This is a genomic window from Streptomyces sp. NPDC088745 (genome assembly GCF_044751045.1).
GTDB lineage: Bacteria > Actinomycetota > Actinomycetes > Streptomycetales > Streptomycetaceae > Streptomyces > Streptomyces cremeus.
In genome coordinates, this window is sequence record NZ_JBIVLB010000002.1 from 707,304 (window position 1) to 719,420 (window position 12,117).

General features: G+C 74.2%; 6 protein-coding genes. 2 read left to right on the forward strand and 4 right to left on the reverse strand.

The genetic code is table 11. From position 1 onward, the window contains the following. Nucleotides 1–30 precede the first annotated feature (30 nt). The 4 genes from ACIP93_RS07780 to ACIP93_RS07795 all read right to left on the reverse strand — a co-directional run bounded on the left by ACIP93_RS07780 (nucleotide 31) and on the right by ACIP93_RS07795 (nucleotide 9,481). Nucleotides 31–1,776, reverse strand: a complete 1,746-nt coding sequence (locus tag ACIP93_RS07780; RefSeq protein WP_401757024.1) for a serine/threonine-protein kinase — start codon at nucleotides 1,774–1,776, stop codon at nucleotides 31–33. A 254-nt stretch (nucleotides 1,777–2,030) separates the two neighbouring features. Then, nucleotides 2,031–4,778: a protein kinase gene (locus ACIP93_RS07785; RefSeq protein WP_401756693.1), complete on the reverse strand. Its 2,748-nt coding sequence runs from the start codon at nucleotides 4,776–4,778 to the stop codon at nucleotides 2,031–2,033. Nucleotides 4,779–4,975: 197 nt separating this feature from the next. Then, entirely contained in the window at nucleotides 4,976–7,465 is a 2,490-nt protein-coding gene (locus ACIP93_RS07790; protein WP_401756695.1) for a protein kinase, read from the reverse strand. Nucleotides 7,466–7,774: 309 nt separating this feature from the next. Then, nucleotides 7,775–9,481: a glycerol-3-phosphate dehydrogenase/oxidase gene (locus ACIP93_RS07795; protein WP_345228894.1), complete on the reverse strand. Its 1,707-nt coding sequence runs from the start codon at nucleotides 9,479–9,481 to the stop codon at nucleotides 7,775–7,777. Between the two features lie 322 nt (nucleotides 9,482–9,803). On the opposite strand from ACIP93_RS07795, the gene ACIP93_RS07800 reads away from it, so the two are divergent. Beyond that, nucleotides 9,804–11,066, forward strand: coding sequence for a nucleotide sugar dehydrogenase (locus ACIP93_RS07800; protein WP_401756697.1), 1,263 nt, complete (start codon nucleotides 9,804–9,806; stop codon nucleotides 11,064–11,066). A 95-nt stretch (nucleotides 11,067–11,161) separates the two neighbouring features. Next, nucleotides 11,162–12,115, forward strand: coding sequence for a hypothetical protein (locus ACIP93_RS07805; RefSeq protein WP_401756699.1), 954 nt, complete (start codon nucleotides 11,162–11,164; stop codon nucleotides 12,113–12,115). Nucleotides 12,116–12,117 lie beyond the last annotated feature (2 nt).

Here is a 12,117-nt window from a genome sequence, read left to right on the forward strand (position 1 = left end):
CACACCGGCGCCACGGGCCGGTGGGGAGCGCTACCGCTTGATGCGCCAGCCCCTGGTCAGGACGTCGAAGCGCTCCTTGGTGGTCTCGCGTTCGGCGGCGGGCCCGGTGACGTACAGCGCGTACTCGGGGCCGGTCTCGTCGACGTAGAGCATGTCCACCGCGTACCGGGGGCCGGGCGTCCTGCCCTTCTCTCGGAAGGTGAACTCCAGGACGCCGCTCCTCCGGTCGCGGTAGGTGTCCTGTTCCAGGCGCTCCCGCCGGAAGTCGGGGAGCTGCTTGCCGAGGCCCTTCTCCAACTGGACGAGGTGGTCGTAGGGGTTGTCGTAGTCGGGCGTGGGATCGACGTTGATGCGGATCATGTGGCGGCCGTCGTCCGGCGTGTAGTCGTACTGGTTCGGCCCGGTCTGCTTCCGCTGCCAGCCCTTCGGCACGGGCAGGCTGAACCGGCTCTCGCCGATCTCGCGCCAGCCGGCCGGAAGCGTGTCCTTCGTCGGCTCGCCCTTGCCGGTCTCCTTGGCGGTGTCCTTGCCGGACTCCTTGCCGGCTTCCTGGTCCTGCCCCTTGGTGGACTCGCCGCCGCCCTGCCGGCCTCCGGAGACGGAGGTCTGGTCGCCGCCGGTGGAGGTGTCGCCGCCCTTCCACTGGAGCACGCCGAAGACGGCCCCGCCGCCGATGGCCGCCGCCGCCAGCACCACGAGCAGCACCTTGCCCGGCGACTTGCCCTGCGCGGACGACGGGGAGGACGGTGGCGTCGGCGACGGCGGGTACGGCTGCGGATACGCGGGGGCCTGCGGCGACGTGTGCGGGAACGGCGGCGCCTGCCCGCCGGACGACGCGTGCGGATGTCCGGTCGGGTGCGTGTGCCCGGCCGACGGGTGCTGGTGGGCGGGCGGGTAGGGGTACTGCTGCGGTACGTTCACCGCCTCCGGCTGCGGCGTCGTCGGCGGCATCGGCGTCACGGGGTTCAGCTCCTCCTGGGACACCGCCCGCGTCGGTACGTACTCCTGCGCCGCCCGGGGCCGCCGCCCCTCCCGCACCTCCCACAGCATCCGCTCCGTCTCGGCCGCCGAGGGGCGTTCACCGGCCTCCTTGTGCAGCAGGGCGGTGATCACCGGGGCGAGCGCCCCCGCGTGGTACGACGGCGAGGGCTCCTCCGCCACCACCGCCTGCATGGTGCTGATCGGCGAGGTCCTGCGGAACGGCGAGCGCTCCTCGACCGCCGTGTAGAGCGTCGCGCCGAGCGCCCACAGGTCGGAGGCGGGTCCCGGGTCCTCGCCCCGGATGCGCTCGGGGGCCAAGTAGTCCAGCGAGCCGACCAGTTCACCGGTCCTGGTGATCGTGGAGTCGCCCTCGATGGCGGCGATGCCGAAGTCGGTGAGCAGCACCCGCCCGTCCTTGGCCAGCATCACGTTGCCCGGCTTCACGTCCCGGTGCAGCACGCCGACCCCGTGCGCGGCCCGCAGCGCGCCCAGGACCTGCAGGCCGATCCGGGCCGCCTCCTGCGGGGAGACGCTGCCGGTCTCCTTGAGGGCGTCCGCGAGGGAGGGCCCGTCCACGTACTCCATGACGATCCACGGACGGTCGTCGTGCTCCAGCACGTCGTGCACGGTGACGACGCCCGGGTGGTTGATGCGGGCGGCGGCCCGCGCCTCCTTCTGGGTGCGGGCGTGCAGCACGATCCGGTCGGCCTCGGCGGCGTACAGTCCGGCCCGCAACTCCTTGACGGCGACGGTGCGGTGCAGCACTTCGTCCCTGGCCCGCCAGACCCGGCCCATGCCGCCGCTGCCCAGGACGTCGCCCAGCCGGTAGCGGCCGGCGAGCAGTTCGCCCGTCCGTATGCCGCTTCCCGCGCCGTCCGCCGCGTTCCTGCCGCCTGCGTTCTCCGCGTGCCCCGCGTGTTCCACGATCCCGCCCACCGCCCCGTGTCTCGGCGACCCAGATTACGGATCGCGGGCGCGGACGGGGAACACAGGGGCGATCAGCGAGACCGCACCGTGATGCCGCGCGGCCGGAACCGGGGGCGCGGAACTCAGGACGTGGGCCGGTAGTGCGGGGCCGCCGCCTCGTAGACCCGGGTGACCTCGTCGCGCTGCGAGTCCGGCCCGATGACCTGGACGATGTGGTACTTCTCGTTGAAGATCATCACCCGGTTGCGGACGAAGACCCACCGCGTGCTGCGGTCCCGCCACTTGAACTGCGCCTCGGCGCCCGCCTGCCGGCCGACGCCGATGCTGCGCAGGCCCTCGCTGGTGGCCCAGGTGGAGTCGCGCAGCGGCTGCGTCTCGGGCTCCGTCTTGAGCTGGTACTCCATGGGGTCGGGCCCCATCTCCCTGACGGTGTCCCGGCCCGGCACGACGACGAGTTCGATGTCGCCGTTGTAGTAGCGCACCTGGCCGTTGCTGCCCGCCTCGCGCCGCCAGTTCTTGCCGACGGCGATCTCGAAGCCCTTCGCGTCCTTGACCAGTTCGTACCCGGGCGTCAGCCCGGAGTCCGCGGTGCGCTCGGGCGGCGGCGCGGGTTCGGACGCCTTGCCGGACTCCTCGGGCGGCTCGCCGTCGGACGTCTGCGCGGGCTGCGGGGGCTGCTGCGGCTCCTGCGACCGCGCGGGCTGCCCGCTGCCGGTGTTCTGGCCGTTGGCCGCCCCCTGGTCCTGCGGCATGAACTTCACCGCGTACACCACGGCCGCCGCCAGCACCGCGAACACCAGCACGAGCAGCCACCGCCCCAGCGAGCGCGGCTGCCGGGCCCCGATGCGCGGCTCGCGGGGGCCGCGCTGCGGCCTGGGCGGCCGGGCGGGTTCGGCCTTCGCCGCACCCTTGGGCTGCTTGTGCCGGTGCCGGCCCTGGTTCGCGGCGTTCTTCCCCTTGCCCTTGCGCCTGCGGACGAGTTCGCCCCTGCGCCGTACGATCGGCAGCCGCGCCGCGTCGGGCGGCGAGGGCACCGGCACGACCTTGGCGCCCGCCTCCGGCTCCGGCGCCGAGCGCACCAGGGACCGCAGCCAGCCGCGCAGTTCCTCGAAGTCGGGCCGCTCGGTGGGGTCCTGACGCAGCAGCGACTCCACGACGGGCCGCAGCGGACCGCAGTCCTCCGCGAAGGCGGGCGGCTCGGCGCACACCATCTGCACCAGCTCGGCCGCGTTGTCCTCCGGATAGGGGGCGTGGCCCTGCACGACGCGGAACAGCAGCGCGCCGAGCGCCCACAGGTCGGTGGCGGGTCCGATCGGGGGCGCGAGCTGCCAGTTGACGTGCACCGGGCCCGCCTGCTCGGGCGCCCAGCGTTCGGTGACCGCGCCGACGACGTTGATGCGGGTCTGCCGGGCGCGCTCGGCGGCCAGCGGCGTGCTCGGGCCCCGGTAGGGCAGCCCGGCGATGACGTCGTCCCAGCGCCCGCCGCCCTTCGACGACCGCTGCTCGGGCTTGTGGCCCGGCGCGGGAAGCTGCGCGCGGGCCGCGTGGGGTGCGCCCGGCGCCGGGGCGGGGCGGCCGTGGCGCATGTCGTCGGCGCGCAGGGCCTCGCCGCCGGCGCCGCTCCCGCCCCGGGGCACCGCGCCGTGCCAGCCCGCGCCGGGCGCGGACTCACCGGCCCGCTCGACACCGGCGCCGGGGGCGCTCGCCGTCGTACGGGAGCCCTCGGACGCACGGGAAGCGTCGGACGTACGGGAGCCCTCGGACGTGCGGAGGGCCTCCGGCGTGCGGGGGGCGTCGGGCGTGCGCGGCGGTGCGCCCGGGGCGGAGGCCGGGCGGCCGGTGGTCCCGGGGTACGGCGGGGCCGCGCCCGGACGTTGGCCCAGCGGGGCGACGGCGGGGGCGCGGGGGCGGTCCGGCGGGTCGCCGTAGGGGGATATCGGGCCCGTGCCCGCGCCGTAGTCCGCGGCGGGCGGCCGGCCACCGCTGTCCTGGTCCTGGAGGTACGGTCCGCGGGCCGGGTCGGCCTGGCGGCGCTGCTCCTCGGTCGCCTGGACGGCCGCCCGCGCGCCCGCCCGGTAGGCGGCTATGGCCCCGGCCCTGGCGGCTCTGGGGTCCTGCGCGGGGGGCCGCTCCTCGCTCTGGAAGGCGGAGGGGAGCGCCGGAAGGGCGGGGCGCTCGGCGGTCTCCTCCTCACCCGGGGCGACGTGCCCGCGCGGCACCGGGACCGTACCGTCCGACCAGCCGCCGTCCTGCGTGCCGGGGTCGGCGGGGGCGCGGCCGGGAATCGGGGCGTACCCGCACAACGCCTCCTCGGCGGCGCCCGCCGCGAGACCGGTGAGCACGATGCGGCCGTCGTCGCAGACCAGCACGGTGCGCACGGTGATGTTGCGGTGGGTCCAGCCGTGCGCGTGCAGCACGCGCAGCGCGGTCAGCACGTCGGAGGCGACCTCGGCGGCCCGGTAGGGGCTGAGCGGGGCCTCGGCGAGCAGGGCGGCGAGCGGACGCGCGGAGACCAGCTCGCTGACGATCCACAGCGAGCCGTCCTCCTGGAAGACGTCGTAGACCTGGTCTATCCGGGGGTGGTCGGGGATCTGCGCGACCGCCTCCACGGCCTCGACGGCGCGCAGCACGGTCGGATCGGTGGCGCGGGGCGGCGTCCCGCGCCCGGGGACGTTGCGCCGGTGGACGGGCGCGCCGTCGGCGTCGAGGAACTCGGCGTCCACCACTTCCGGCAGCGGCACCTGGCGGACCAGGACCTCCTGGCCGCTGTGGGTGTCGAAGGCGCGCGTCTCCACGAGGTCGTACTCGTCGGAGGGGGGCAGCGGAAGGCGGTAGCGATCGGCAAGCACCCGTCCCGCGTACTCGTCCACGACGCCTCCCCCATGTGCGCGTTCGCCCGCCGCTCCTGACCGGCGGAACCGTCCACCGAGACCGTGCGGGCCGTCCGAAGCCGTCAATTCCGGTCCTTTACCGGCCCATTGCGGCTGCGTACGGTCCACGGGGTCTCACGATACGTGGCAATACCCCGTTGCGCGGCGGTGTCACCTCATCCCGGCAAAGTCGCCGCTCAGCCGGTCGGCTTGAACGTGGCGAAGGCGGTGTCGCGGAGCTGCTTGCACTCGGGGCCGTCCCACTCGTCGGCGGGGCAGCTCACCATGATCGCGTAGCCGCGCTTGTCGTCGACCTTGAAGCCGCGGTTGAGGACGTGCGTCCGGCGGCCCTGCTCGGTGCGCTCGAAGTGCCAGTCGGCGGTCGAGGGGTAGCCGTTGTAGTCCACCGGCTCGATGCCGATCTGCTTGAAGTCGCTGCTGGAGCGGGCGACGGAGGTGACCGCCCCGAACCAGGCGGCGGCCGCGTTGGGGCCGGGGGTGGGGGTGAAGTCGACCTGGACGCGCGGGAAGCCGCCCTTCTCCTTGTTGTATATGCCGCCCGAGTTCTTGCCCGCTATGTCCGTGCGGCGGAACCCCTCGGGCATCGCCATCGTGAAGTGGAAGCGGTCGTCGGTGACGGTCGTGTAGCCCGCGGGAGCCGCGCCGTCGGCGGGCTTGCCCTGGTCCGGCGTGCCGGGGGGCGTGCTGCCGCCGGTGCCCTTGTCCGGGGCGGCGGTGTTCTTGTCCTTGTCCTTGTCCTTGGCGGGGTCCTTCGCCGGGTCCTTGTCCGCGTTCTTGGAGTCGCCGCCGGCGGTGGCGCCGCTGGTCTGCGCGCCGTCCTTGCCGGTGGCGCCCGGGTCCTGGTCCTGGCCGCTGAGGGCGATGACGAGCACGGTGGCGAGGACGGCGAGGACCGCGACCAGCGCGACGGCCAGGAGGACCTTCTTGCGCGTGTCGGGCGACATCCCGCCGGTCGTGCCGGGCGGCGTGCCACCGGAACCGGAACCCGTTCCGCTGGACTGCATCGCGGCGGTCGCCGCACCCGCCGCGGCGGGGCCCGCCACCGCGGGAGCGACGGGGGCCGCCGCGGCGGCCGAGGCGGCGGCGGGTTTCGTGACCTTGGGGGCCTTCTGCGCCTTGGCCGCCTTCGGCGGGCGCGGGGCGGACCTCTCCTCCGGGACCGGCGGAAGCGGAACCAGCTTCGTGGCGTCGGAGCGGGCCAGCTCGTCCCCGGCGGCGTCCGCCTCGTCCAGGCGGACCAGCACGTCGTTCAGCAGGGCGCGGGCGCCCGCGTCGTCGAGGCGGTGCTCGGGGTCCTTGGCGAGGAGGCCGTAGATGACGTCCTCCAGCGGGCCCGCGTGCTTGGGCGGGTCCACCGGCTCGGTCATCACGGCGGTCAGGGTGGCGATCGCCGAACCCTTGTCGTACGGCGGAACGCCTTCCACCGAGGCGTAGATGAGCCCGCCGAGCGACCACATGTCGGCGGCGGGGCCGGGCTTGTGGCCGCGCGCCCGCTCCGGGGAGATGTACGAGGGCGCGCCGACGAGCATGCCGGTGGAGGTGATCGAGGGGTCGCCCTCGACCTGGGCGATGCCGAAGTCGGTCAGGACGACCCGGCCGTCCTCGGCGATCAGCACGTTGGAGGGCTTGACGTCGCGGTGCAGGATGCCCTGGCGGTGGGCGGCGCGCAGCACGTCGAGGATGGCGAGGCCGACCTCGGCGGCGCGGCGGGGCGTCAGCAGGCCGTCCTCGCGGATGGCTTCGGCGAGGGACTTGCCCTCGATCAGCTCCATCACGATCCACGGACGGTCGTCCTCGTCGACGACGTCGAAGACGGTGACCGCGCCGTGGTTGCGGATCCGGGCGATCGCCTTGGCCTCGCGCAGGGTGCGGGTGATCAGGCGGCGCTTCTCGTCCTCGTCGATGGCGGTGGGGAAGCGCAGTTCCTTGACGGCGACGGTGCGGCCCAGCGTCTCGTCGACGGCACGCCAGACGGTGCCCATGCCGCCCCGCCCCAGCACGTCGCCGAGCCGGTAGCGCCCGGCGAGCAACCGCCCCTCGACCTCCTTGGAGGTGTCGGACGCGGCGTCCCTGGCGGCCTCGGAGGCGGCCTCGTCGGACACGGCGCTGTTCCGGCGACCGCTGCCGGCCCTGGCCTCACGGACCTTGGCATCACCGGCCTTGGGGGCGGAGGCCGGCTTGGCGTCGGCGGCCTTGGGGGCGGACGCCGGCTTGGCGTCGCTGCCCTTGGAACCGGTCACCGGCTTGGCATCGGCGGCCTTGGGGGCGGACGCCGGCTTGGCGTCACCAGCCCTGGAGCCGGTCACCGGCTTGGCCTCCGCGGCCTTGGAACCGGACACCGGCTTGGCGTCGCTCGTCGCCCTGGGGTCACGGGCCTTGGCGTCTCCGGCGGCGCGCTCGGGGCCACCCGCGGTCCCGGGGCCGCCCACCGGCCCGGAATCGCTCGCCGGCCTGGCGCCCGGCACCTTGGGACCGGCCACGGCCTCGTCGCCGGGCCGGGGCCCGTCGCCCCGGGGTCCGTCCGCCCGCGAGCCGTCGCCCCGGGGAGCGACGCCCCGAGGCGCACCCGTCCCGGCGTCCCGCCCGCCGCCGGACGCAGCATCCCGCTTCTCGTCGGACACGGCATCCTGCGTGCTCTTCCGCGACTGCTCCGGCTCGTCCGACATGCGTCCCCTCTGCGATCCCTGATCTTCGCCCCGCGCCCCGGCCGTACACACATGTACGCACTCGTTACGCACGCGTACGCACATGCCGCAGACCTTCTCGGCAGCTTCTCCGACGATGCGGCAACCCGCCCTGGCAGAGCCCCCATTGTCCCCCACCCACGGACCGCCAACACCCCCGGGGCGCGACGGACAACCGCCGCACCCCGCACCCGCTCTCCCGTGCGGACCTCCCGTACGGATATCCCGTCAGATACCCGTACGGAATCCACCCGGACCGGTGCCGGACACCGGCCCCCGTCCCCGTCCTCCCTACAGTGGCACGATGTCCGGCGCGCCCAGCCGGGCCGCGTCCGCCGTCAGGTCGTCGGGCTGGCGCTGCGACTCGCGTTCGGCCTCCACCCGCTTCTGGTAGTGCTCCACCTCCCGCTCCACCTGTCCCTTGTCCCACCCGAGTACCGGCGCCATCAGCTCCGCGCACTCCAGCGCGCTGAGCGTGCCCCGGTCGAAGGTCTCGATCGAGATGCGGGTGCGCCGGGTCAGCACGTCGTCCAGGTGCCGGGCCCCCTCGTGCGAGGCGGCGTAGACGACCTCCGCCCGCAGGTAGTCGTCCGCCCCGGTCACCGGCTCGCCCAGACCGGGGTCCCCGGCGATCAGCTCCAGCACCTCCTCGGCCAGCGATCCGTACCTGTTCAGCAGGTGCTCCACCCGCACCACGTGCAGCCCCGTACGGGCGGCGATCCTCGCCCGGGCGTTCCACATCGCCCGGTAGCCCTCGGCCCCGGCCAGCGGGACGTCCTCGGTGACGCACTCCGCGACCCGCACGTCCAGCGCGTGCACGGCCTCGTCCACGGCGTCCTTCGCCATCACCCGGTACGTCGTGTACTTGCCGCCCGCGACCACCACCAGGCCCGGCACCGGGTGGGCGACCGTGTGCTCCCGGGAGAGCTTGCTGGTGGCGTCCGACTCACCGGCCAGCAGCGGCCGCAGGCCGGCGTACACGCCCTGCACGTCGTCGCGGGTCAGCGGAACGGCCAGCACGGAATTCACGTGCTCCAGCAGATAGTCGATATCGGCACTGGAAGCCGCGGGATGCGCCTTGTCCAGATCCCAATCGGTGTCCGTCGTCCCGACAATCCAGTGCCTGCCCCACGGAATGACGAAAAGGACCGATTTCTCGGTGCGCAAAATCAATCCGGTCGACGAATGAATTCGATCTTTCGGTACGACGAGATGAATTCCCTTGGAGGCGCGGACGTGGAACTGCCCGCGTTCCCCGATGAGCGCCTGGGTGTCGTCCGTCCACACCCCGGTCGCGTTGACCACCTGCTTGGCGCGGATCTCGTACTCGCCCTGCGCCTCCACGTCCTGGACCCGCACCCCGACGACCCGCTCGCCCTCGCGCAGGAAGCCGATCACCCGGGCCCGGTTGGCGACGTGCGCGCCGTAGGCGGCGGCGGTCCGCACCAGGGTCGCCACGTAGCGGGCGTCGTCCATCTGCGCGTCGTAGTACTGCAGGGCCCCGGTCAGCGCGTCCTTCTTCAACGCCGGTGCCACCCGCAGCGCGTGCCGCCGCGTCAGGTGACGGTGCATCGGCAGGCCGCGCCCGTGCCCCGAGGACACCGACATCGCGTCGTACAGCGCCACGCCCGAGCCCGCGTACCAGCGCTCCCACCCCTTGTGCTGGAGCGGGTAGAGGAACGGCACCGGCTTCACCAGGTGCGGCGCGAGCCGCTCCAGCAGCAGCCCCCGCTCCTTCAGCGCCTCCCGCACGAGGGCGAAGTCGAGCATCTCCAGATAGCGCAGGCCGCCGTGGATCAGCTTGCTGGAGCGGCTGGAGGTGCCCGAGGCCCAGTCGCGGGCCTCGACCAGGCCGGTGGACAGGCCCCGGGTCACGGCGTCCAGCGCCGTGCCCGCACCGACCACGCCCGCGCCCACCACCAGCACGTCCAGTTCCCGTTCGGCCATCGCGGCGAGCGCCTCGTCGCGCTCGGCCGGTCCCAGTGTCGCTGTCCTCACTGCTGCCTCCCGTTGGTGCGGTTGGTGCGGCTGGTGCGCTTGGTGCGGTGGTCCCGTACAGGTACGAGCCGGGTCACTCCCCCCGATTCTCGCCGCAGGCGGCCGCTTCAGCCACCGCCTGTGGACAACGGGGGGACGAAGCGGAGGCGCGAAGGGGGTGATGAGGGACGGCCCGAGCCGCAAATCCCCCATCACGGTCATATTTACGCCTAGTCTGACATTTCCTCGGCTCGAACTGTCCACAGCGGTTGCGCACCGACCCGCCCTCGGTTAAGGGCGATCCCGGCGCCCCTGCGGACTCAAGGGAAGGACGGCTCACGCCATGCCCGCAGATCTCGCCGTCATCGGACTCGGTCACCTCGGTCTCCCTCTCGCCCAGGCCGCCGTCGCCGCCGGCATCGCCACCATCGGTTACGACACCGATCCGCGTTCCGTCGCCGAGCTCGCGGCCGGCCGCCCGCCCGTCGAGGGCTCGCTCACCGCCGCCGAGATCCGCCGGATGCTCGCCCGGGGCTTCCGCCCCACCACCGACCCCGCCGAGCTGGGCCGGGTCCGTACCGCCGTGATCTGCGCCCCCACCCGGATCGGCCCGGACCGCACCCTCGACCTGTCCGCCGTCGAGGCCGCCGCCCGCACGCTCGCCGCCCGGCTGCGCCCGCACACCACCGTTCTGCTGGAGTCGGCCGCCTACCCCGGCGCCACCGAAGAATTCCTGCGCCCCCTCCTGGAGCAGGGCTCGGGCCTGCGGGCCGGCCGCGACTTCCACCTCGCCCACTCCCCCAGCCGCCTGGACCCCGGCAACCGCACCCACGGCTACGCCCACACCCCCAAGGTGATCGGCGGCCTCACCCCCGCCTGCACCGAGTCCGCCGCCGCCTTCTACGGCCGCCTCACCGACAAGGTCGTCCGCGCCCGGGGCCCCCGCGAGGCCGAGACCGTCGCCGTACTCGAAACCAACTACCGGCACGTCAACATCGCCTTCGCCAACGAGATGGCCGTCCTCTGCCACGACCTCGGCGTCGACCTCTGGGACGTCATCCGCTGCGCCGAGACCAAGCCCTACGGCTTCCAGGCCTTCCGCCCCGGGCCCGGAGTCGGCGGCCACAGCCTGCCCCTCGACCCCAACTACCTCTCGTACAACAGCCGCACCCCCGGCCACCCGCTGCGCATGGTGGGCCTCGCCCAGGAGATCAACGGACGGATGCCCGCGTACGTCATCCAGCGCTGCGCCACCCTCCTCAACGAGCACGGCAAGTCCGCCCGGGGCGCCCGCGTCCTGCTCCTCGGCGTCTCCTACAAGCCCGACCTCGCCGACCAGGAGAACTCCCCCGCCCCCGAGATCGCCTCCCGGCTGCGCGACATGGGCGCCCACCTCACCTACCACGACCCGTACGTGCCGCACTGGCGCGTGCGCGACGTGCCCGTCCCGCGCGCCGACTCCCTCTACGAGGCGGCGGCGGCGGCCGACCTCACGATCCTGCTCCAGAACCACCGCACGTACGACCTCCAGGGCCTGGCCGTGAAGGCCCAACTCCTCCTGGACACCCGGGGTGCGAGCCCGGCGGGCGCGGCGCACCGGCTCTGACCGGCCCCTCCGTCCCCTCCCCGCCCGCGGCGTCCGGCGCGGGCCCGCCGATACGGGCTTGCCCGCACACTCCCCCCACCACCTATGATCCGGCGGTGCCCCCTGCTCCGCCGTCCACACGGCCCCAGTTCGACCCGCTGGTCGTCTCGCCCCCGCTCGCCCGCGCCCGCCACCTGACGGGCGCCCGGGACTGGCCGGGTCTGGTCCGGTACTTCGCCGCCCTCGACCACCCCGACGAGGAGGCCGCCGCCTGCCGGACCGTGGGCGGCACCCACGGCAGCGAAACGTTTCTGCGGCAGGTGGCGGACCTGTATCCGGCCGACCCGCTGCCCCGCGTGCTGCTGGCGGACCGGCTGATCTCGCTGGGCTGGGAGATCCGCAGCGGCGCCCGCGCCCAGCACGTGACGGCGGCTCAGTTCGAGCAGTTCCACGCCCACTTGCGGCAGGCCGAACAGCTCCTCATCGCGGTGTGCGCGCAGTACCCCGCGTACGCGCTCGCCTGGTACCTGCGCGGCATCACCGCCCGCGGCCTGGAACTCGGCCAGAGCGAGGCCCGCCGCCGCTACGACCGCCTCGCCGCCCACCACCCGCACCACTACCCGGCGCAGCGCCAGCTCCTGCAGCAGTCGTGCCCCAAGTGGGGCGGCTCCTGGGAGGCCGCACACGGCTTCGCCGAGGCGTGCGCGCGGGCCGCGCCGCCCGGCAGCCAGAGCCCCGCGGTCGTCGCCGAGGCCCACTTCGAGCACTGGAGCGACCTGGACGGCGCCGAGGCCACCGGCTACCTGCGCCGCCCCGACGTCCGCGACTCCCTCCTGAACGCCGCCGCCGCGTCCGTGCTGCACCCGTCCTTCCGGCCCGGCTTCCACGGCGTCACCGCGCACACCTACTTCGCGTTCGCGCACTCCGTCGCGGGCCGCCACGCCGAGGCCGCCCCGCACTTCCGCGCGCTCGGCAACTGCGCGGACGAGCACCCGTGGCTCTTCCTCCCCGGCCGCGACGCCGCCGCCGCGTTCTCCAAGCACCGCGCGTCCGCGCTCGGGAGAGGCTGACC